At 38.8% G+C, this 20,646-nt stretch carries 23 protein-coding genes and 1 pseudogene; 6 read left to right on the top strand and 18 right to left on the bottom strand.

Annotated features, from left to right (window positions below; translation table 11 throughout):
* Positions 1 to 121 precede the first annotated feature (121 nt).
* From LFLEISCH_RS01575 to mraZ, 4 genes and pseudogenes are all read right to left on the bottom strand, one after another.
* Positions 122 to 2,384 (bottom strand): annotated as a pseudogene (locus LFLEISCH_RS01575) (penicillin-binding protein).
* On the bottom strand, positions 2,381 to 2,743 hold the full coding sequence (gene ftsL / locus LFLEISCH_RS01570) for a cell division protein FtsL (RefSeq protein ID WP_007472381.1): 363 nt from the start codon (positions 2,741 to 2,743) through the stop codon (positions 2,381 to 2,383). The pseudogene LFLEISCH_RS01575 and the gene ftsL overlap by 4 nt, the downstream one beginning before the upstream one ends.
* A 16-nt stretch (positions 2,744 to 2,759) precedes the next feature.
* Positions 2,760 to 3,692, bottom strand: a complete 933-nt coding sequence (rsmH, locus tag LFLEISCH_RS01565) for a 16S rRNA (cytosine(1402)-N(4))-methyltransferase RsmH (RefSeq protein WP_007472380.1) — start codon at positions 3,690 to 3,692, stop codon at positions 2,760 to 2,762.
* A 13-nt stretch (positions 3,693 to 3,705) separates the two neighbouring features.
* Positions 3,706 to 4,137, bottom strand: coding sequence for a division/cell wall cluster transcriptional repressor MraZ (mraZ, locus tag LFLEISCH_RS01560; RefSeq protein WP_007472378.1), 432 nt, complete (start codon positions 4,135 to 4,137; stop codon positions 3,706 to 3,708).
* Positions 4,138 to 4,327: 190 nt separating this feature from the next.
* Here mraZ and LFLEISCH_RS01555 point away from each other — a divergent pair, with 190 nt between their 5' ends.
* Positions 4,328 to 4,789, top strand: coding sequence for a hypothetical protein (locus LFLEISCH_RS01555; RefSeq protein WP_007472376.1), 462 nt, complete (start codon positions 4,328 to 4,330; stop codon positions 4,787 to 4,789).
* On the opposite strand, the gene LFLEISCH_RS14895 is transcribed toward LFLEISCH_RS01555, so the two are convergent.
* The 4 genes from LFLEISCH_RS14895 to LFLEISCH_RS01540 form a co-directional block, all read right to left on the bottom strand.
* Positions 4,748 to 5,137 (bottom strand): DUF3397 domain-containing protein, encoded by a 390-nt coding sequence (locus LFLEISCH_RS14895; RefSeq protein WP_007472373.1) that lies wholly within the window; start codon positions 5,135 to 5,137, stop codon positions 4,748 to 4,750. The two genes, LFLEISCH_RS01555 and LFLEISCH_RS14895, sit on opposite strands and share 42 nt — an antisense overlap.
* On the bottom strand, positions 5,130 to 6,008 hold the full coding sequence (locus tag LFLEISCH_RS01550) for a 2-dehydropantoate 2-reductase (RefSeq protein WP_007472371.1): 879 nt from the start codon (positions 6,006 to 6,008) through the stop codon (positions 5,130 to 5,132). The genes LFLEISCH_RS14895 and LFLEISCH_RS01550 overlap by 8 nt, the downstream gene beginning before the upstream one ends.
* Before the next feature lie 137 nt (positions 6,009 to 6,145).
* On the bottom strand, positions 6,146 to 6,319 hold the full coding sequence (gene rpmF, locus LFLEISCH_RS01545) for a 50S ribosomal protein L32 (RefSeq protein WP_007472369.1): 174 nt from the start codon (positions 6,317 to 6,319) through the stop codon (positions 6,146 to 6,148).
* 71 nt (positions 6,320 to 6,390) lie between these two features.
* Complete coding sequence (locus LFLEISCH_RS01540; protein WP_007472366.1) at positions 6,391 to 6,927, bottom strand: YceD family protein; 537 nt, start codon at positions 6,925 to 6,927, stop codon at positions 6,391 to 6,393.
* Between the two features lie 137 nt (positions 6,928 to 7,064).
* On the opposite strand from LFLEISCH_RS01540, the gene LFLEISCH_RS01535 reads away from it, so the two are divergent.
* On the top strand, positions 7,065 to 8,225 hold the full coding sequence (locus tag LFLEISCH_RS01535; RefSeq protein WP_007472364.1) for a nucleotidyltransferase: 1,161 nt from the start codon (positions 7,065 to 7,067) through the stop codon (positions 8,223 to 8,225).
* On the opposite strand, the gene LFLEISCH_RS01530 is transcribed toward LFLEISCH_RS01535, so the two are convergent.
* The 9 genes from LFLEISCH_RS01530 to cyoE all read right to left on the bottom strand — a co-directional run bounded on the left by LFLEISCH_RS01530 (position 8,199) and on the right by cyoE (position 16,377).
* Positions 8,199 to 9,602 (bottom strand): glycosyl hydrolase family 28-related protein, encoded by a 1,404-nt coding sequence (locus tag LFLEISCH_RS01530; RefSeq protein ID WP_007472363.1) that lies wholly within the window; start codon positions 9,600 to 9,602, stop codon positions 8,199 to 8,201. The genes LFLEISCH_RS01535 and LFLEISCH_RS01530 overlap by 27 nt on opposite strands.
* Positions 9,603 to 9,713: 111 nt before the next feature.
* Complete coding sequence (locus tag LFLEISCH_RS01525) at positions 9,714 to 10,763, bottom strand: SepM family pheromone-processing serine protease (protein WP_007472361.1); 1,050 nt, start codon at positions 10,761 to 10,763, stop codon at positions 9,714 to 9,716.
* 14 nt (positions 10,764 to 10,777) lie between these two features.
* The gene (gene coaD / locus LFLEISCH_RS01520; protein ID WP_007472358.1) at positions 10,778 to 11,263 is read right to left on the bottom strand and encodes a pantetheine-phosphate adenylyltransferase; all 486 of its coding nucleotides are present in this window, start codon (positions 11,261 to 11,263) and stop codon (positions 10,778 to 10,780) included.
* A 5-nt stretch (positions 11,264 to 11,268) separates the two neighbouring features.
* Positions 11,269 to 11,856 carry a 16S rRNA (guanine(966)-N(2))-methyltransferase RsmD gene (rsmD, locus tag LFLEISCH_RS01515; RefSeq protein WP_077907936.1) on the bottom strand — a complete coding sequence of 196 codons (588 nt, stop codon included), beginning with the start codon at positions 11,854 to 11,856 and terminating at the stop codon, positions 11,269 to 11,271.
* Between the two features lie 33 nt (positions 11,857 to 11,889).
* Positions 11,890 to 12,171, bottom strand: coding sequence for a YlbG family protein (locus LFLEISCH_RS01510; protein ID WP_007472355.1), 282 nt, complete (start codon positions 12,169 to 12,171; stop codon positions 11,890 to 11,892).
* A 28-nt stretch (positions 12,172 to 12,199) separates the two neighbouring features.
* Positions 12,200 to 12,643, bottom strand: a complete 444-nt coding sequence (locus LFLEISCH_RS01505; RefSeq protein WP_007472353.1) for a YlbF/YmcA family competence regulator — start codon at positions 12,641 to 12,643, stop codon at positions 12,200 to 12,202.
* Between the two features lie 78 nt (positions 12,644 to 12,721).
* Complete coding sequence (locus LFLEISCH_RS01500) at positions 12,722 to 13,777, bottom strand: CAP domain-containing protein (protein ID WP_007472351.1); 1,056 nt, start codon at positions 13,775 to 13,777, stop codon at positions 12,722 to 12,724.
* A 96-nt stretch (positions 13,778 to 13,873) separates the two neighbouring features.
* Positions 13,874 to 15,331, bottom strand: coding sequence for a tetratricopeptide repeat protein (locus LFLEISCH_RS01495; RefSeq protein WP_007472348.1), 1,458 nt, complete (start codon positions 15,329 to 15,331; stop codon positions 13,874 to 13,876).
* 134 nt (positions 15,332 to 15,465) lie between these two features.
* The gene (cyoE, locus tag LFLEISCH_RS01490) at positions 15,466 to 16,377 is read right to left on the bottom strand and encodes a heme o synthase (RefSeq protein WP_007472346.1); all 912 of its coding nucleotides are present in this window, start codon (positions 16,375 to 16,377) and stop codon (positions 15,466 to 15,468) included.
* A gap of 297 nt (positions 16,378 to 16,674) precedes the next feature.
* Between cyoE and LFLEISCH_RS01485 the strand changes: the two genes are divergently transcribed.
* The 4 genes from LFLEISCH_RS01485 (at position 16,675) to LFLEISCH_RS01470 (ending at position 20,067) form a co-directional block, all read left to right on the top strand.
* A complete protein-coding gene (locus tag LFLEISCH_RS01485) occupies positions 16,675 to 17,640 on the top strand; it encodes a COX15/CtaA family protein (protein WP_007472343.1) in 966 nt (321 codons plus the stop codon).
* 37 nt (positions 17,641 to 17,677) lie between these two features.
* Complete coding sequence (locus tag LFLEISCH_RS01480; protein WP_007472341.1) at positions 17,678 to 18,520, top strand: Cof-type HAD-IIB family hydrolase; 843 nt, start codon at positions 17,678 to 17,680, stop codon at positions 18,518 to 18,520.
* Positions 18,521 to 18,578: 58 nt separating this feature from the next.
* Positions 18,579 to 19,253, top strand: a complete 675-nt coding sequence (locus tag LFLEISCH_RS01475) for a potassium channel family protein (protein WP_169330645.1) — start codon at positions 18,579 to 18,581, stop codon at positions 19,251 to 19,253.
* Positions 19,254 to 19,341: 88 nt separating this feature from the next.
* Entirely contained in the window at positions 19,342 to 20,067 is a 726-nt protein-coding gene (locus LFLEISCH_RS01470; protein ID WP_007472337.1) for a glucosamine-6-phosphate deaminase, read from the top strand.
* A gap of 69 nt (positions 20,068 to 20,136) precedes the next feature.
* Here LFLEISCH_RS01470 and LFLEISCH_RS01465 read toward each other — a convergent pair.
* Positions 20,137 to 20,646 (bottom strand): MOSC domain-containing protein (locus LFLEISCH_RS01465; protein WP_007472334.1); only part of this gene is annotated, 510 nt, incomplete at its 5' end.

The following is a 20,646-nucleotide window of genomic DNA, read 5'->3' as shown; positions in this document are numbered from 1 at the left end:
CTTTGCTAAGATAAAAAATATCCTTCTCTATCTTAGCAAAAAGCAAGGTGCATTTCCATAGGGATAAATGAACACGTGTCTATCGAATGAGATTTCGTTCCATAGACACGGTTCAATATCATTATTGTGTTAATAAATCGCCTACTCCTGCGTTCTCTTCTATATTTGTATCTTGTCTGATTTTATCTTGGTTTGTCTGGTCCTTGTTTTGATTAAAAGCACTGATTTCATTCGGTTTTTTCATTGTCAGCACAACATTTGAATCTTCATTTAAAATTGTTCCAGCCGAAACACTTTGATTCGTAACGTAACCCGTTCCTTTAAAGCTAAATGAAATTCCTGTGATTTCTGAGACTTTTTGCGCATCATCCCGCGACCAATTTGTCATATCTGGTATTGTCATATCGCCATCAGTCATGATGATGACTCGCTCTCCTTCCATGAGCTTGTTCGCTTGTTGAGGAATTTGTTGCACGACTTTTTTGCCATTTCCCACCACAACAGGAATTAGTTTACTTTCTGAAATTGCTTTTTTTTGCATCTTGAACAGATTTTCCTGAATAATTAGGAACAGCTACTTTAGCCATTTTCTCTTCTTCAGCAGGTTTAATGTTCATATATTGCAAACTATTTTTCATAACAGGATTAAACACTTCCGAAACTGCTGCCCCGCCAGTTTCACTACCTTCAAGTTGCGGTTGTTGCATAGTCACATACATGATTAGCTCCGGATCATCTGCTGGAGCCATTCCCATGAAGGAAAAGATATAATTATTACTACCCGTCATATATTTTCCTGTTTTAGGATCGGCAATTTGCGATGTCCCCGTTTTACCTGCCACTGTATAACCTGGGATAGCATATAGTTTCCCTGTCCCATGTTCCCCGCTCACAACTTCTTTTAATTCATTACGCGTTTTCTTCGCTGTTTCTGCACTGATTGGGGCACCTGTTATTTTCGTTTCTGTTTTGACTTCTTTATTCGTGTTTGGATCTGTTGTTTTTGAAACCACATAAGGTAGTTTCATTTTACCATCACTCGCGATAGCTGAAGCGCCTTGAAGCATTTGCATCATGGATACCGTTGTTCCTTGTCCAAATACTGTGGTTACTTTTTCAACTGGATAATGGTATAAAATTTTTCCGCTGGCTTCATTTGGTAGCTGAATACCTGTTTTTTGGCCAAAGCCGAATTTTGTTAAATATTTTTCGAACGTATCCGTCCCCATTTTATCCAAAAGAGTGGCAAAAGCGACATTACTGGAACGCTCAACGCCTTCGCGGTAAGTGATTGTCCCCCAGCCCGCTCCGCCATTATGGTCATGGATTGGGATATCTCCCACGCGGTAAATCCCTGATTGGTAGTAGCCGTTTGGATTATATACTCCAGTATCAATAGCAGAGGCTAGTGAGAAAATTTTCATAACAGAACCTGGTTCATACGCATACTCAACAGGTAAATCTTGCCAAACACCTGCGTTTTCTGAGCTTAAACCTGCTCGTGTTGTCGGATTAAAAGAGGGTCTTTGGCTCATGGCTAAAATTTCGCCTGTTTTTGGATTCATAACAACCGCCATCATATTTGTCGGCTTATATTTAGCGTTTACGGTCGTCAGTGTATCTTCTAAAAACGTTTGAATTTTCTTATCTAAGGTTAAGGTAATATCATTTCCGTCTTTTGCTTCTGTTACATTTTTTTTCGCATTTGGTAAAATATAACCTAGTTTATCTGTACTATAATTAATTTCACCATCTTTTCCCGTTAAAATGGAGTTATAACTTTTTTCAAGACCCATCTTACCAGTTAAAGAAGATTCTCCGCTCTCACCTTCCGTTTGCTGTGCAAAACCAATGAGTTGCGAGGCAAAAGTTCCGTTAGGGTAAAAGCGAGAGGCTTGACGTGTGAAATTAATACCTGGCAGTTTTTCTTTTTCAATTTTATTTTTCAGTTCAACGGATAAATTTTTACCCGCTTTTCCAAATTCGACTTGATAAACCTCTTTTTTATCTAAACGGTCTAAAATGTCTGCTTTTGAAATTGAAATGTATTTCGCAAGCACTTCAGCAGTTTTATCTTTATCTACAACGTAATTCGGTTCTTTTGATGTTTTTGAAAACTTATCTGAAACGACAGCAAAAAGTGTATAGGTTGAACTGTCTTCTGCAATGACTTCACCTTTTTGGTCTAATATTGATCCACGTTTTGCTTCAATTTTCTCCGTTTTCAGATGCTGTTTCGCCGCTTCGGCTGCTAGCGGTTCTCCGTTTGCCTCACCGGTAATTTGCAAATAAAGAAAACGGCCAGTAAGAATAAGGAAGAGCGTCGCGAAAAAGACAAAAAGTACCAGTGCGCCCCTCCTCATATTCCCTCTGCGCCGTTTCATTTACCATCCACTACCTTTACGTTATCTCCGTTTAAACTTAAGCCTTTTTCTTTTGCCAATTTCAAGATACGTTCATAGCGTCCTAAATCATTCACTTGAACTTTCAAATCATCGTTCGTTTTTTGCTGACTAAGTAGCTTTTCCTCGCTCGCTTCAATACTTTTATTGACACTGTAGATAGATGTCTGAATACTAATGATAGAAAATGCGAAAATAGCAATCGCTACAACAGCAATTAGTGCAATTAGCTTTTCTCCAAGCGTTATTCGACCACGCTTTAAAATTTCTTTTTTCGGTTGTTCAACTTCTCTATGTACGCGCTTTGGTTCCAAATTGGATTTGTAGGCAACATTACTCACATTTTTCAACTCCCACTCACTTCTTAATTTTTTCAATGACACGCAGTTTAGCTGATCGTGCCCGATTATTCGTTTCTACTTCTTCTTCACTAGGTAAAATTGGTTTTCGTGACACTAATTTAAAGTCAGGCTCATATTCTTTCGGAATAACAGGTAAGCCTTTCGGTATTTCGGGTCCCTTTGCCGCCTCTTGGAAAATATGTTTTGTGATACGATCCTCTAAAGAGTGAAAGGTAATGACACTAATTCGACCGCCAGTATTTAACAGTGTTAATGCGTCGTTTAATGAATCTTCAACAGCACCAAGTTCATCATTTACCGCAATTCGAATCGCCTGAAAAATTCGTTTCCCAGGGTGTCCCCCCTTGCGTCTTGCCGGCGCAGGAATAACATCTTTAATAATGTCAACAAGTTCCTGTGTCGTCTCAATTTTCTTCACTTTCCTCTTGCGCTCAATCTCACGCGCTATTTGTTTAGAGAATTTTTCTTCCCCGTATCTGAAAAATATTCGAATTAAATCTTCATATGGCCACTCATTTACAACAATTTGAGCTGTCAGTTCTTGTGATTGATCCATACGCATATCTAAAGGGGCATCTTGATGATAGCTAAAACCTCTTTCACGAACATCAAGTTGTGGTGACGAAACGCCTAAGTCATATAAAATGCCATCCACTTTAGTAATCCCATTTTCTAACAATGCTGTTTTAATCAATCTGAAATTCGATTTTATAAAGGTCACTCGTGCATCCTGTAACTTCTCTTTCGCGTTATCTATCGCTGTTACATCTTGGTCAAATGCAATCAAACGCCCTTTTCCCCCTAGTTGACTGAGCAAATAAGTGGAATGTCCCGCACCACCTAATGTGCAATCAACATAAATACCATCTTTTTTTATATTTAACATGTCCACAGTTTCATGTAGTAAGACCGTTTCGTGTTTAAACATTGTAGCCCTCCTTTTAAATATCGAATCCAATCATATTTTCTGCAATTTCGGAGAAGGATTCTTCTGATTCCTCGAAAACAGCATCCCATTCCGGTTTGCTCCAAATTTCAATACGATTTGAAACGCCGATAATAACCGTTTCTTTTTCAAGTCCCGCATAACCAACTAAGTTTTGCGGAATATTAATTCTCCCTTGTTTATCAAGTTCACATTCAGAAGCGCCTGAAAAGAAGAAACGTGTAAAAGAACGAGCATCTTTTTTAGTTAATGGAAGTGTTTGAAGTTTTTCCTCGAGTTTTGACCATTCCGTCCTAGGATAGGCAAATAAGCATTTATCCAGTCCACGGGTAATGACAAAATCGTCCCCAAGTAGTTCACGGAACTTAGCTGGCACGATTAAACGGCCCTTTATATCAATGTTGTGTTGATATTCTCCCATGAACATTAGACTTCCCCCACTTTCATACATACAACTTTACCACATCTCCCCACTTTGTACCACCCAAAACCTAAAAAAAGACAAAAAAATCATCTCTTTTAAAAACAAGAGATGATTAAACCTTGATATTAAGCCATTTCCTCTTTGAAATTCGAAGTGGTGCCAAAGTGGGGGATAAAACCACTAGTCCCCACTTTTGATTAAATTAGCTTCATTTTTTCCTAATAAAGCTTGTTTTTTAGAAAGTAATTCAAAAAAATGCGTTGTAAAAAAACAATCACCAATAATAATCCCTGTCATTTGGCTTGATGAAGAACCAGGCGCTGACCTTGAACTTGGCTATTTTGAATTCTTCACTAACCCTAATTTAATCCCAAGAAGGTTTTTAAGTGAAGCTATACTTCTTACTGTCGCTGATTTTATGGAAGAAATCCGTTTTGGCGAAACTCATTTTGACCGCGAAAAAAGCCGCATGTCGCTTGACACGTGGCTTACGGAAAACTTTTTTCTGTTTTATGTGGCCTATAGCTATAAAATGCACCATATTGACCCTCAAATTCGCGGCCTTGAGGATATGATGTATGGTTATTATAATCTACGTAAAATTTGGGTTCCTCTATCCGAGCATTTGAGCAATCCCCATAATAAGACCAATTAAAAAAAGGATGATATAAAGTAAACTAAAAACAAAGAAGCAAATTCGCCAGTAAACGCGTATCGTTCTTTTTATATGTATCTCGCCATCTCGTTTCGCGAACATAAAAATAATCGCAATGCCAATTATAAATAAGAAAAGCAAGATGTATAACAAAAAGGATTTTCCAAATAGCAATTTCATGAAAAAATGTACGGCTATGATAAGAAAAATCGTTGAGAAGTCGCAAGCTATTTTAAAAGCGTATCGCGGTCTTTTGAATACGTAAGTCATAAAACAGGCGACTACTGTGAAGACAGCTATAGGTAGTACGATGAAAATGGATGTTATGTCCGTTAACCAATTAAACATTTTGCTGCTCCTTTCCTTTTATAATGTCATAAAGAAGTCGCAACTTTGACGCGCTTTGGTTGCATGCTTCTAGCCGTTCAATGACAGGTAAAACGATGCTATCAATTTCCGTTTGGCGTCCCATTTTTATATCCATAGCCATCGATGATATATTTTCATTTGTAGCCTTTAGCACACTTTCCACTTTTGAAACGGCCTCTTCTACATTAAGCACCTGATTAGCTTCGTGAATAATTTGAATAAGCGCATTGTGCCAGTGTTCATTTTGAAGAATTTGTCCGTTTGCTACACCTAGAGCGGCAGTCAGTGGATTAACAGCTACGTTAATCAATAATTTTTCATATAGCGCTTTTTCGATATCTGTAGAAAATTGGAACGAAAAATCAGGTAGTTGTTGTAAGAAATTCAGTTGCGCAGAAGTGACCTCCCCTTTTGCAACTCCAAAAACAGTTTTTCCAGCTCCTTTTTGCTCTACAGTAAAATCATTTAGGCGCATCGCCCCGTAGGTTGTTGTCGCTAGCCAAATATGGTTTGCCGTCAGTTTTTCTAAAATAGATAAATGACTTAGACCATTTTGGATAAATAAAAGCGGGATATCGCTTGGAATTTGATTTAACATACTCACTAAATGTTCGAGCTCATAACTTTTCACAGCAATTAAAATCAAATCTTGTTCCCTAACGTGTTCCAGTGAGCTACTTAAAAAAGACTTAACTAAAAAAACCTGCTTGTCGTCTATTAGTCCGTTTTTATGTAAATCCTCCATCTGGGCTCTTCTTCTTACATACAGCGTGACATTCGCTTCTTCAGCAAAACGAGCCGCATAAAGTAAACCAATTGAGCCGCCACCGATGATTCCAATATTTCGCATCTACCTTCACCTACACTTTTTTCAAGTTACATGCTTTATTTTACACTATTTCTTCTTTTATGTATGCAAAAAAACGACAAGATCCATGGCATCTTGTCGTTTTTTTAGTAAACAAGTGTACGTCTCACTTGCTATGATTAGTTGTTCACTACTTCTTTACCATCGTAATGACCACATTCAGGGCATACACGGTGAGAAAGTTTCATTTCACCACAGTTTGAACATTCGTTCATACCAGGCACTTGTAATTTGAAATGAGTGCGACGTTTGCGTTTTTTGGTTTTAGAAGTTCTTCTAAAAGGTACTGCCATTTCCATACACCTCCTTAGAGATTAAAACTAGTCTTAAGGTTTCCCTTAGATATATTCCAGCTTTACCAAAACTAATCTTCTTTTTTTTCATTAAAAAAATCGGCTAGTCCAGCAAGACGAGGATCCGTTTTTGGTTCGTTTTTTGCTTTTTCACGAGCAAATGTTTCTTCTGTTTGAAGTTCCCAGTCATTTCCTTTAGGAAGAGCACTTTCCTCATCTGTTTCTTCACTAAACACTTGCATAGGAATTTCAACAAGCAAAAGCTCACAAAGCACAGGAACTAAATCCACTGTATCTTGATCCATTAAATGCCAAGATTCATCTTGAACTTGATCCTTATTTTTCACAAAAGTTTCTATCGTTTTAATTTCATACGGATAGATAACGTCTTTAAGCGTCCTTGCACACGGCAACGTCCACTCGCCTGTAATTGTTAAATGAGCAATTACTTCGTCGCGCTTTATTTCGAATGTTCCGGTAACGTGAACAGGTGAAGCTTCTCTGACGTCATGATTATTTTCTTTTAAAAACTCGGTTAAGTCGATTGTTTCATCGATTTCAAACTCGCCATCACGATATTTTTTTAACTGACTTAAAGACCATTTCATCATTCATCACCTCGGGCGCAACAAAAATCATTATAGCTTTTCTATGCGCGTTTGTCAATCCTTTTTAAGAAAAGGAAACCCCACCAAACCTTACATTTTTATGCTAAAATAAAAAGAAAAAAGGAAAAGGTGATTTCATGCGCGCTACCGGAATTGTGGTAGAATATAATCCGTTTCATAACGGACATCTTTATCATTTAAATGAAGCTAGAAAACAAACAAATGCGGACTGTATTATCGCCATTATGAGCGGCTCCTTTGTACAACGCGGCGAGCCCGCCATACTAGATAAATGGATGCGAACAAAAATGGCATTACTTGGCGGAGCCGATTTAGTATTTGAGCTTCCTGTTCGATTTGTCATGCAACAAGCCGATATTTTTGCAACAGAAGCAGTTCGCATGCTCGCAGATTTAAAAGCTGAAACCATCTTTTTTGGAAGTGAAGACGGGAGTAAAGAAGCCTTTATAGAGGCCGCTAAACTAGCTAATCAAGACGATTTTGAGCTTCTTATTAAAGAAAAACTTGAGAATAAAACCTTAAGTTACGGGGCAGCACTAACCGAAGCCTTACATGAAAAAATTGGGGATCGTTTAGATATTACACTTCCTAACAATATTCTTGGTTTTCATTATACACTCGCAAACGAGAAAATGAATGCCCCTCTTCAAATCGAAACATTAAAACGTACCACACAGTACGCGGAAACAATCCCTAAAAAACCGGCTGTTACAAGTGCAACGGCGATTCGTAAAATGCTTTTACAGGGACATATTACGCAGGCAAAAAAATATATGCCTTCTTTTGCTTATAAGGAAATCATTAATAGTTCTGCAAATTTAATGACGTTTGCTGAAATCTATCCGTTTTTACGTTACCGATTACTTACAGATAGCCCGGGAACTATTTCAAAAATTAACAGCGTAACAGAAGGAATTGAAAATCGTTTCGTGAAAGCAGCGAGACATGAGGAGGTTGAAGATTTTTTAAATGAAATTGTGACAAAACGCTATAGTCGCGCTCGTGTTCAGCGGACAGCCATGCAAATCTTACTTCATTTTGAAAAACAAGACGCTGTGTCGCCATATCTCCGCCTCCTAGGCATGAACCAAACTGGGCAGGCTTATTTATCCAAAGTAAAAAAAGACCTTGAACTTCCGCTTGTCACGACGATTTCAAAAGCTAAAGAGGAACTTATCGCATATGATGTTCGCGCGACAAAGCTATATAGCCTAATGGAAGGCAGTAGAGTTCAGCCAGACAGTGATTACTTAAAGCGACCACTCATTTACTGGTGAAACATGTTCAAGATGCACGCCTTGGCCCGTTTTAATTTCCGGAGCTATACCTCGGTAACAAATGTGGGCAAGATCCACATAACGAGCCCGATACTGAATCGCAATAACTGGCGTTTCACTTTGACTTACCGTACAAAAATGGTGAATGGCCACCTTTTGATAGGCCGACACAACAAGCGCGCGCGGCACACTCTCCTCATAAAGAGGCGTATTTTGCGGCTCCTCAGCAACTAAAAAAGTGGCGCGAATACCAATGGCAGTTAAGGTATTCGTGTCATTTTCTTTGTGATGTCCGATGTGGCGAAAATTATAAGCGCGATTATCACGCTTGGAATAATGCCCAATAATTTGTGTATCATAAGCCGCTGAGCTCGTTTCATGCGCTTTAATTTCCACCCCGCCAAAACAATTTTCTGTATAATTATTATGCAAAACAACATGCCGCGAACCATCATCCACCTCGATGCCATTTGAATTTGAAAAGCCTGTTTGATGCGCCCGTCCACTCGGATCATGCAAAAAAGAGTGTGTGATATAAACGTAATCGCTATGATGCGTTGTAATTCCGTCATCGCCAAAACCATATGCCTCCACATCATCAATCCACACATAGCGGCTCCTAAAACGTGAAGTCGTTCCGTCACCCGCATAACTATAATAAGCCGAAGTCACATCAACACCGTGGAGTCCCGCATTTCGCACACAAATATTGCGCACAAGACCAAACTTGACGTTGCAAAGCGTAATCCCACTCGAACGAATACCTCGAACCGAACTTTTTTCTTTTTCAGGAAAACGCTCCGCGCGCCAATCGAGCGTAAAGCCTTCTAATCGAATGCTCCTGTTCCCCAAGTAGCGATTCCGATTTCGAATCCCCTGGCGCGATTTAGGCGCAAAATCATGCATGCGTAAAAACGTTTTAGTTGTCCCTGCACCAATTAATTCCGTATTGGACGGGATTTTAAGACCAGAAATAATAAATTCCCCTTCCGGAATACTCACGCTCCGACCGCCTTGCCCCATCGCTCTAAGAAAAGCTTTCGTGCTATCCGTTTTCCCGTCTGCGACCGCGCCAAAATCCATCACCGAAACTTGAAGCGCCTCACTTCTCAATCGACCTAGTTCAGCAAAAAGAAGCGGCTGCCAGTCCACCTCAAGAAGCGGCCTTTTTTTAATCAGCGCCGGACGCATAAACGTATTATCTAATTTTCCAGTCGTATGCCATTTATACGTCTTCACCCGATTGATTTGCCGCTTATAGGAAAGAGCTGAAAAAGCGTTTTCCGTCTCCAAAATCCCCGCATCAAGCCCTTCCGCATCAATATAATTCGGAAAATAACGTCCAATTTTATTTTTCGTACTGTTTTTAAATTTCATATCCCTCACCTATTTCTACTCTTACCTATATGTTCCCGTTTCTCAAACAAAAAAACAGTAGGGCGATAGACGACACAACTAGTCATTTATCTCCCTACTTATTTTTCACTTTTATTTTTTAGGCTGCAATTTTTCCAAATAAGAAACGGCATCTTGGAAAGTTTTAACAGGAATAATTTTCATGTCCGTATCAATGTCTTTGGCCGTTTCGACCGCTTCTTTGTAATTCGATTTTATGGTTGGATCTGCCTTTTTCATCTCATCTGTCACTTTATCATCAGGAGCAAAGAAGAATTTAGCACCGCTCTTATCTGCCGCAACAACCTTTTGATTAATACCACCAATGCGGCCTACGTTGCCTTTTGGATCAATCGTTCCAGTTCCAGCAATAGGATAACCTTTTGTTAAGTCGTCCTTTTGGAAGCGACTATAGATTTCCAAGCTAAACATAAGACCTGCAGATGGCCCACCTATTTGTTCGGAGTCAATTTTAATTTTCGGATCTGTTGTCACTTTTTCATCATCTACAAGCGTAATGCCAATACCAACCGTTCCTTTTTTATCAATCGTTGTTAGCTCAATTTGAGCCGTTTCTGCTTTTTTGTCATGAACATAGTCAATCGTCACCACATCATGCACCTTTTTGCTCTTCACATATTGAATGAATTCCGCACTTGATTCAAAGGCATGACCATCAATTTTTGTGATTAAATCCCCTGCGTGTAAATACTTTGCAGCTGGTACATTATCGAGTACGCTCAGAACATATATCCCGTCATACTTCACCGTCACCTTTTGATTAGCCGCTTTATAGGCCACTTGAATCGCATTATTTTTAGACTCATTCATCATATACATTTGACGGACATTGTATTCTTCATTCGACTCATTTTCATAGCGCACATCACTTTCTTTTTCAATTTCTTGGTAAGGAAGTAGTTTGGCTAATCCGTATGTATAAATATTAGCATTCGCCATCGCAATGGTCACAAGACTTAACGAGCCTTTTAATTCACTTTTATGCCCCTCAATTTCAACAAGCGGTTCTAATTTTTCCGTAGAACCAGGTTTTGTGATGTAATAAGGCATTGGGATAAAGAAACCCGCTATCACAACTAATAAAACAATTATCGCAACTATTTTTTTCCACTGCGTTCGCATGAATGTCTACACCTCTATTTTTTATATTTAGCTAGCAATGCCTCGTTCACATTTTTTGGTACTAAATTCGCCACGTCTCCATTGTAACTGGCCACTTCACGTATCATACTGGAACTTAAAAACGAATATTTCGGATTGGTCATCACAAAGAAAGTTTCAAGTTCCGCATCAAGTGTTCGGTTCATCGCCGCAATTTGAAGTTCATATTCAAAGTCCGTAACAGCACGCAAACCTCGAATGACAACCGTTGCCCGTTTTTTCTTTGCATAATCAACAAGAAGGCCTTCTGAGCTCTCTACACGTACATTTGGTAAATGTTTTGTTGCCTCTTCGATTAATTGTATTCGCTCGGACAAACTAAATAGCGGCTTTTTACTCGCATTTTTTAAAACCGATACAAAAATGACATCAAATGTTTTGGCCGCACGCTCAATAATATCCAAATGGCCATTTGTAATAGGGTCAAAAGTTCCCGGACAAACTGCAATTTTTTCTTTCACTTTACTCACCCCTCGAATTCAAAAATAGACAAAACCGTTATTCCGTAATGGGCTTCTTTTATTTTTTTAAACCGACCACAAACATCCGGTAAAAAGTCTCCCTTTTCATATTCGCATACCACACGCGCACCGTCAGCCACTAAGCCTGCGCCGTCTAAAAACAATAAAATTTTCTCAAGCTGTTGCTTTTTATACGGCGGATCTAAAAAGATCAAATCAAAAATAGCTTCATTTTTTTGTAAAATTTTGAGTGCCCGCATCGCATCGTTCCGATAAACGGACGCCTGATCTTCTAGATGGCAAGCCGCCAAATTATCCTTAATCGTCTTAATCGCAACACTCGCCTGATCAATAAACACCGCTTCGCCTGCTCCTCGACTTAGCGACTCAATACCAAGACCGCCGCTTCCTGCAAATAAATCGAGTACTTTTTCCCCATCAAAAAAAGGGCCGATAATCGAGAAGAGCGATTCTTTAATTTTATCTGTTGTCGGTCGCGTGCTTTTTCCTGGAACAGCCTTTAAAGCATGTCCTTTTTTACTTCCCGCAATCACTCTCATCTTAAACATCCTTTTCGTTTCTATTTGACACATAAGGCAGTGCCCGTCTTGAGCACTGCCTCACCATTAAATACTAATTTGAACATCCTCATTTTTCCGTTCATACATCATGTCTTTCTTCGACTCATATTCCGTTTTTAAAAACGGTCTAAAAGAAGGTTCAACACGTTTCACATAATTAAAACGCGCAATTTTAGTGGAAATCGCTTCTAATTCATTCATATCACAATATAAAACCGCATATTTCAATTTCCGCGATACATAATGCACATTTCCAAAGCGTTTTAATGAACGTACTTGCTTCAAATGATTCATCCAAACGATGACAGCTTGTCTATCATTTTCCATCTATATAGCTCCTTTAGCATGTCACACGTTAAGCTGAGCAGCCGCATCCACCGCCACTACCACAACCTGAACTGCATGCAGATTTTTGTTCGAAAAATGGATTCCCTGTTGGAACCTTTATATGACTCGATACGGCACTTGCTAGCATGAAACTAATTTCATCAAGCAAAGACTGAAAATCCATTTCTGCTTGGCGAAAGGCTGCAATTGATGCATCCATATCTAATTCGCGTTTTAAATGACGCGTTTTACGAGTCACTTCTTTATAATCAGGATGATACCTGCCAAAACGTTCGACTTCTTCAAACTGTTCTTTTATTTTTGCAAAAGCTTTAATTTTGCTTTGTGTTTCTATGTTTTGTAACGCTTGTTTTTTAGCGATATAATTGTGTCTTTCCTCTGATTCTAAAATCATGGCAGATAGTTCATCTGACAAATCAAGGAGCGCTAAACTTTCCATTGTGGCAAACAAACTGATTCCCCCTTACTTCAAGCATCGATTTGATTTAACAATGATTTTATTATAACACGTAAAAGTTCGTTACGTCTTTTATTTTGTTATGAAATTTTGTGTATAGTATTTCTGGAAAGTCCCCTCGCCCATATACGTATAACTTTTATCCAATAAATTTTTGCGGTGCCCAGGCGAATTTAGCCAACCTTCAACAGCGGCCGCCGCATCCAAATAATTATACGCAATATTTTCGCCCGCTTTTACATATTGAACAGAAGCGTTTTTCATCCGATCCGAAAGCGTTCCCTCAGTCGGCGAATCATGGTCAAAATAATTATTATTCGCCATATCAACACTATGACCATAGGCCACTTTAGCCACTTCATTATCATACGCAACCGGCTCAGCCCCGTATCTTTCACGGAACACATTGGTGATTTCTAGCACTTGCTTATCACTCGCCGCATCAATTTCTTTCCACAAGTTCGCCGAAACGTCTTCCTCATAAATGTCTCCTTGATAATTGAGTTCATAAGGATGCATTTTTATGAATGAAAGTTTGTTCAAATACCGAACGCTTATCAGCTTCCCATCTATCTTATCGAAATTCAGTTGCGCATACACACCACTTCCTAAATTAGCAATAGGGCGCACATTTAAATCATTTTCCGATAGTTCAAAACGATAAAAGTTATTTTGATAATTAAATGAAATTTCCGATTGTAACTTCGCATTTGTAAATACTTTTTCCACAGACATACCGATTTTATACGGGGCTAAATTTAAATCTTGCCCGAGCGCATAAATCGTCTGTACTTTATTGTCACGAACACCAACAAGCATGTAGCTTGAATTAGGTTGGTTATATACATAATTATCAAAGCCATAAGGCGTTTTATCAATACGAATAGGATTGCCGAATTTTTCTTTTATTTTACTCACATCTTGGTCCACAAAACTTGCCATACTATCATTATCGGCCAGTTTTTCCGTTGATTCACTCGCTTTTTTGCTTTCAGGAAAAATAGTCCCTTGTCTTACCTTTTCAGAAGCCTCATTTTTCTCAGCAGGTGGTTGAAAAAACAAGTCTGTATTATAAAAAATAAAGAGGCCGATTACAAGAAGAACTACTACTCTTAAAATAAATTTCACGCTTTAGCCTCCTGCCATTCTTTTCTCTATTGTAGCGGTTTTCCGGATTAAATACTAGCCTAAAAACGAAAAAGAAGAATGCTTTTTGCACCTTCTTTACTGATTCAACTCGGTATATTTTCCGTCCGCAACAATGTGCGGCATCATGCCTTCCATAGCGAGTTTTTCTTTCGTATCAGTCGTCCATGTATTTCCGTAAATGTGACTAATTTTGCCCGCTTTAAATAAGATAATTAAATCAAACTGATTATTTTCCTGCGTTAAATAAGCTTTCTCACTCGAATCTAAGTTTAACATTTGATAAAATCTAGCATTCATCAACTTGTCGTAGTTACTGGCATCTTTTATTTTTTGTTTAAAAGTAGGTAAATATGAACTTGCTACATATTTTTCAAGCACAGCATCATTTTGTTCCCCTGCTCGAACGAGAGCGCGAAGATTAACTAACTTGTTATAATCCGCGTTAAAATGGTGATTTTCTACCGTAGTCGCTACCCGAGTTGGTGTTTTATCATGTTGCACATGGTAAACTTCATTTGGTTCGCTCACTTGTTTTTGGACCGTGATTTGTTCCTTTAACGTATCCGAGGCAAGACTTACCACTTGTATACCAGCTGGAATAAAAAGAGCCAGTAAGGTGATAATGGCAATGGGTAGGCGAACATAACGATTTTGTTTTGCCTGAACCGTCTTCGCTTCCCCTGCTCCTGCCTGAACTAAAAATGCTACAATTAAAATGCTAAGCGGGATAATCCACATGACAATGGCCAAATAGCCAACTGTTACAAGCCCCCAAATAAAGAACAGGGTATACGCGAGCAAAATGGTGATGGTGGTCCAAGCAGGAAAGTAATGTGTGTATAAACGGGCTTTTTCATAGGTGCCGAAAAAAGGATTTTGGACCAGTTTCATCTCTTGATAGAACTCTTGGTAGCGGATTTCATTTGGCGCAAGGCACACTGCACGTTCCGCTAGCTGAAAGGCTTTTTCAAAATCACAACGGGCATAACTCATTTTGGCAAAGCGAAATAAATTGGGAATGTCGTCTGGTTTAGTGGCGAATGCTAAATTTTGGAGTTCAAGCGCTCGTTTGTCACGCGGGTTTTGTTTAAAAAGAAGCTCACTCAAAATGCCCATATAGGAAACTTGGTTCGGGCTATAAAGTAGGGCCTTCTCGTATAAGGCAATCTTTTCGGCTAAATTAAAGTTCCCATTTTTAGCCAAAGCTTCGTAAAATTTGGCTTGTGTATAATCTAATGTCAGGCCAAATCTTGCTAGTTCGAGTATGCGTTTTGTTTTATGTAATTGTTCGTATATGGAAATCGCGACTAAGTAGTTTTCAACAATAGTTTGATTGTAAAGTAAAGCCTGCTCGATATAACTGGCGGCTAAATCAAGTTTTCGCCTTGTTTTAGAATAAACGTAAGCTAAACATAAATAACCGGCATAGTGCGAAGGATTTTCATCAATCATATTTTGACTTTCTTTTTCTGCTTCAAGCTCTTTTCCACTTGCAATAAGCTGTGTCATTCGTTCAAAACTTGCTATCTTCATAACACTCACTCCGATTTCTTCATTCTACTTTTGACTATACCACCCAAAATGGAGAAAACGATGAGGAGAATTCAAAGATTTTTTAAAGAAAAAAGCCCGTAAAAATACGGGCTAAAAATACGTGATTTATTTTATTATAAGAAAATGGAAATGACAATCATAGAAACAAATAAAATCGTCATATAGTTTAATGAATATACAAACATCAGGCGAGACCATTTTAAGCTGTCTTTCATTTTAAATCCGTAGAAACTTAAAACAAGCCAGCCGATATTAAGTGCCGTTGCCAAAATGACATACACCATACCAAGCTCCGTCATGAAAAATGGTAGGACACTTAGTAAAACAACCCAAAATACCATACTGATTTTTGTACGTTCAATTCCTTTTACAACCGGTAACATTGGAATTCCTGCTGCACGGTACTCCTCTTTCCGCTTAATGGCAATTGCATAAAAATGCGGCGGTTGCCAGCAAAACATCACAAGAAATAACATCACTGGGATTAAACTAAACGAAGGATCTACCGCAAACCACCCAATCAGTGGCGGTACAGCGCCTGAAAAACTACCAATAACCGTATTGCTTACTAGTTTTCGTTTCGCGTACATGGAATAAACCACAACATATAAAAATACGCCTAAAATCCCAAGAACTCCAGCCTGCCAAGTTGTCATAAAGAGCATACCAACACCTATTATGAGCAGCAAAGAAGCTAAAATAAGGGCCTTTTTCCCCGAAATTTTTCCTGTCATGGTTGGCCGATTTTTTGTCCGTTCCATTTTTCCGTCGATGTCGCGGTCAATCACATTATTAAAGGCGCCCGATGCTGCAACGATGAGCGCTGATCCTACTATTGTAAAAAACATGATATCTAGGTTTTGAATAAACGAAATCCCATTTAGTTGAAATGCGAGCCACATTCCAGTAAATGCTGTAATCGTATTAGAATTCACTATGCCTACTTTAATGAGTTCGGTGAAATCACGAACCGTAAACTTACTGGTTACATCTGCTAATTCGCCAGTATTTTCTATTCTGCCCAAAATGTCTCCCCCCTTAGACGTGCTACTTCGCGCGTAAATAATCTACTCCTCTATTATGTGAAATAATGGCATACTTTGTCAATCAATCGGCTTCACACATTTAAAAAAACATTAGATAAATAAAACATTTTTATAGATATTTCCATGTGAATTAATTATCAAAGATTCCAGAAAAGTTTGTGAAACAGCGCCAAATCACGAATTCTTTACTTCTGATTTAAAATTCGCTACAATAAAATTAATGTGTAAAAGCTCGCATTTTTGATAGATTCATCTAAAAGGAGAGAATAAGAAATCATGAATAAATTTCTTAAAATTTGGTCCGTCTTAACAATTATTTTCATGACTTTTGTTGTTTTTGGTGGCGCCTTAGTAACTAAAACGGGGTCAGCAGATGGTTGTGGAAATTCGTGGCCACTATGTAACGGGCAACTTGTTCGCCTGACGGACATCACACCAGAGAAACTCATTGAAGTCGCCCATAGAATGACAACAGGTCTTGCTTCTATTTTCGTTATCATCCTAGCTATTTTAGCTTGGCGCACCATTAAAGATCGTCGTGAAACGAAGCCACTTGCCATTATCGCTGTTTTATTTTTAATCTTACAAGCTTTCATGGGCGCTGCAGCTGTTATGTGGGGACAAAATCCTTATATTATGGCATTACATTTTGGTATTTCCATTATTTGTTACGCGGCAATCATCTTACTAGCGCTACTTATTTTCGAATTTGACCGTAAATTCGATGCCAGAAATCTCGTGATGGGCGCTAAACTTCGCTTTAATCTTTATTTTTTAACCATTTATACATACTTTGCAGTTTATACAGGGGCACTCGTTCGACATGAACGTGCTAGTTTAGCTGTTCCTGTTTGGCCGTTTCAAGATGGGCGTTTTATTTGGCCTGACTCGATTCAAGATTATGTTCAGTACGGGCACCGACTCGCGGCCTTTATACTGGTCGTTTGGATACTTTATGTTACTTGGCTTGTATTCCGTGATTACAGGCATTACCGCGTTCTTACATATGGAATGGTTTTAGCGCTTATTCTTGTGGCTCTTCAGGCGCTGACGGGTATTTTATCGGTTTACACTGGCGTAAACTTGTATGTTGCTCTTTTCCATAGCTTGATTATTACGATTTTATTCGCGCTTTTCTGCTACCTCTGCATGCTTGGTGCAAGGAGCAAAAAAAATCGTTTACGCAATTCGTTAAAACGAACCTTTTCGGGTTCGTTTTTTTTTTACCAAAATATGCTATGATAAAAAAGACGAGAGCAAACGAGTAAAGGAGAGCGACATGGACAAACAAATTATTTTTATTGATGTGGACGGGACACTTTGCAATGACTACGGACAAGTTCCGGAATCGGCAGGAATCGCGATTCATAAGGCGCGGCAAAATGGCCACAAAGTGTATCTTTGTACAGGAAGGTCAAAAGCTGAACTAACAGATGATATTAAGAAAATAGAATTTGATGGTTTCATCGGGGCTGGCGGGGGCTATATTGAAGAACAGGGCAAGCTTCTTTTGCATAAAAAATTCGACATGATAGACCTTTCAAGCATCGTTCACTTTTTTAAAAAAGAAGGCATCGGCTACTATTTGGAATCAAATGATGGTCTATTTGCAAGTGATACTTGTATCCCTGAAATTCGCAAACAAATTTTTAAAGGTCTCACTAAAACGGATGACGAATATCAAAAACGCGACCGCGAGTTACAATTCTTTTTTGACTTACTTTTACCTGAAAAGCCTATTTCAGAACTCACATCGGTCAATAAAATTTCATTTATGAGCGAATATGTGCCTTTTGAAAAAGTAAAAAAAGCCTACGAAGATAAATTTACGATTTTACATACAACTGTCCCGCTTTTCGGGGAAAATAGTGGCGAAATTGTTTTGCGTGGCATTAATAAAGAAACGGCGATTCGCTTTTTACTCGAGCATCTTCAAATGGATAAGACGCATACCATCGCAATTGGAGATGGAATGAATGACTATGAAATGTTACAATTTGTTCATTACGGAGTGGCTATGCGAAATGCTAAGCCTGAACTAAAAGAAGTAGCGGATTACATAACAGGCAGTCCTGATGAAGACGGCCTTTTACACTTTTTTACCCAACATGGTTTAACTTAATTTAGAAAGGATGATCATTGTGAAAATCCCAAGAAAAGCACTCATCTACGAATTATTTATGCTCGTACTCATTTTATTATCATTTGCCTTAATTCCCTATCATAATTTTTGGACGATCCTATTAAATTGGGTCATTTGGGCGATTTTCACGTTAGATTATGTGGCTCGCCTAGTTCGGGCAGAGGATAAGAAAAAATATATTAAAACTCATCCATTCCAACTAATCGCGATTATTCCAGCATATGGCCTTTTCAGGGCTGCGCGTATCGTTAGTTTATTTCACCTATTACGTCTAACTGCAATGGGAAATCGTTATTTAACACCCCTTTATAATTTTCTCAAAACGAACGGATTAAATCGCTTTATTTTGATCTTCTTGTTACTTGTGATTTTTATCCCCGTTCCGATGGTGCTTATTGAACCTGAAATACATGATTATCCCGATGCCCTTTGGTGGGCGATTGTGACAGCGACAACGGTGGGTTATGGCGATATTATACCCGTCACGCCGATTGGACGTATTTTAGCAAGCATTATGATGTTAGTGGGGATTGGTTTTATTGGTATGATTACGAGTACAATTATGAGCTACGCAAGTGGTAAGAAGAAACGTTTTTCAAGTTCTGATAAAATCGCTCATATTACAAAAGCAATTGATCAAATCGAAGAACTGGATGAAAAAGAAATCGCTGTTTTAGAAAGTTATCTAGCCATGAAGAAAAAAGACGAATGAAAAATTTTTCATTCGTCTTTTTTTGCTTGCTCTGAAATGCATTACAGAATGTATACTGTATGTGTATAAAAAAGGAGGCATTTTAGTAATGAAATTAATTGTCGAACAAGATTATGCGGCGATGAGCCGTGTAGCAGCAAATGTATTACTTGGTAAAATGTATCAACAAAACCGGGTGAATTTAGCGATTACGGCTGGAAACACGCCCATCAAAATGTATGAGTATTTAGTGCAAGAGGTAAAAAACAAGCCCTATTTAGACCACGTTCATTATTATAATTTTGATGAAATTCCTTATGCGGGTGAGGAGGGTTTTGGTGTAACGATGACGCATTTAAATCAACTCTTCTTCCATCCTGCTGCTATTTCCGAAAAACAAATTCATGTATTGGATGAGAAAAATTATACGGAGCAAGATGCGCGGATTCTAGCGGATGGCGGTCTTGATTTAATTTTACTTGGCATTGGAGAAGATGGCCATTTTTGCGGAAACCTTCCGGGTACTACAGAGTTTACGGACATGACTACGCGTGTCTCGGCGGACGCGCTGCCTGGCATGTGTGAGGTACTTATTCAGGAAGTGGGCGGTGCTTCCTCAAAATGCCCTGATTTTTATGTAACAATGGGACCTAAAAGCGTGATGGCGGCGAAATCAATTGTTCTTATTGCAAATGGCAGGAAGAAGGCCGCAATTATAAAAAAAGCCTTTTTTGGGCCAGTAGATAGCCACGTTCCCGCATCGATTCTTCAGCTTCATCCGCAACTAACGGTGATTTTAGATGCCGAAGCCGCAAGTGAATTAGACATTTTGTAGAAAAACTCAAAGTTTACGCAAAACAAAACGTCGCACGCCAAAATCAGACTGCTCTCAAGAAGATTGCCGTTAGAGAGATGACAAAATAGACATTGTCATCTCTCTTAATTTTTTTTGCAGGGCCGCGTAGTAGCGTTCAGATAAAGCTTTGACTGCCATAATTTTCTCAAAATCAGCTTTTTCCCCTTTTCTGTGTAAAACCATATCGTGACAATAAGAAACCGTCACATGGCGCGAGTCCGCTTCAAGCAACGTGACTTCATCCCATTTTTTTATGGTCCCTTCCTGAATCGTGCGACATAAATAGCCTGTAAAACCTGTTCGCTGCACTTCTTTATAAAGTTCGGGCATATGATTATATTTAGCAATGGTCGAGCACGGGTTACGTGCTTCGGTCACTTGAATGACAGCCTCCCCAATTTGAAAAATATCGCCAATCGAAACATCTTTTTCTAGCATACCTGAAACCATTAAATTTTCCCCAAAAGCGCTTTTTGGTAATGTTTTTTGAAATTTTTCTTCAAAATACGCATAATGTTCAATAGGGAAAATGCMAACGGTTCGGTCTGGCCCTCCGTG

The organism is Listeria fleischmannii subsp. fleischmannii LU2006-1 (assembly GCF_000344175.1).
Lineage (GTDB): Bacteria > Bacillota > Bacilli > Lactobacillales > Listeriaceae > Listeria > Listeria fleischmannii.
The sequence above is the reverse complement of the archived record's forward strand: the minus strand, read 5'-3'. Positions and strand labels throughout refer to the sequence as shown.

Coding starts and splice junctions, on each gene's coding strand:
- rsmH (WP_007472380.1), bottom strand. CDS start 3,692: ATGTTTAAACACGAAACGGTCTTACTACATGAAACTGTGGACATGTTA.
- mraZ (WP_007472378.1), bottom strand. CDS start 4,137: ATGTTCATGGGAGAATATCAACACAACATTGATATAAAGGGCCGTTTA.
- LFLEISCH_RS14895 (WP_007472373.1), bottom strand. CDS start 5,137: ATGTTTAATTGGTTAACGGACATAACATCCATTTTCATCGTACTACCT.
- LFLEISCH_RS01550 (WP_007472371.1), bottom strand. CDS start 6,008: ATGCGAAATATTGGAATCATCGGTGGCGGCTCAATTGGTTTACTTTAT.
- rpmF (WP_007472369.1), bottom strand. CDS start 6,319: ATGGCAGTACCTTTTAGAAGAACTTCTAAAACCAAAAAACGCAAACGT.
- LFLEISCH_RS01540 (WP_007472366.1), bottom strand. CDS start 6,927: ATGAAATGGTCTTTAAGTCAGTTAAAAAAATATCGTGATGGCGAGTTT.
- LFLEISCH_RS01535 (WP_007472364.1), top strand. CDS start 7,065: ATGCGCGCTACCGGAATTGTGGTAGAATATAATCCGTTTCATAACGGA.
- LFLEISCH_RS01530 (WP_007472363.1), bottom strand. CDS start 9,602: ATGAAATTTAAAAACAGTACGAAAAATAAAATTGGACGTTATTTTCCG.
- LFLEISCH_RS01525 (WP_007472361.1), bottom strand. CDS start 10,763: ATGCGAACGCAGTGGAAAAAAATAGTTGCGATAATTGTTTTATTAGTT.
- rsmD (WP_077907936.1), bottom strand. CDS start 11,856: ATGTGTCAAATAGAAACGAAAAGGATGTTTAAGATGAGAGTGATTGCG.
- LFLEISCH_RS01510 (WP_007472355.1), bottom strand. CDS start 12,171: ATGGAAAATGATAGACAAGCTGTCATCGTTTGGATGAATCATTTGAAG.
- LFLEISCH_RS01495 (WP_007472348.1), bottom strand. CDS start 15,331: ATGAAGATAGCAAGTTTTGAACGAATGACACAGCTTATTGCAAGTGGA.
- LFLEISCH_RS01485 (WP_007472343.1), top strand. CDS start 16,675: ATGAATAAATTTCTTAAAATTTGGTCCGTCTTAACAATTATTTTCATG.
- LFLEISCH_RS01480 (WP_007472341.1), top strand. CDS start 17,678: ATGGACAAACAAATTATTTTTATTGATGTGGACGGGACACTTTGCAAT.
- LFLEISCH_RS01475 (WP_169330645.1), top strand. CDS start 18,579: ATGCTCGTACTCATTTTATTATCATTTGCCTTAATTCCCTATCATAAT.
- LFLEISCH_RS01470 (WP_007472337.1), top strand. CDS start 19,342: ATGAAATTAATTGTCGAACAAGATTATGCGGCGATGAGCCGTGTAGCA.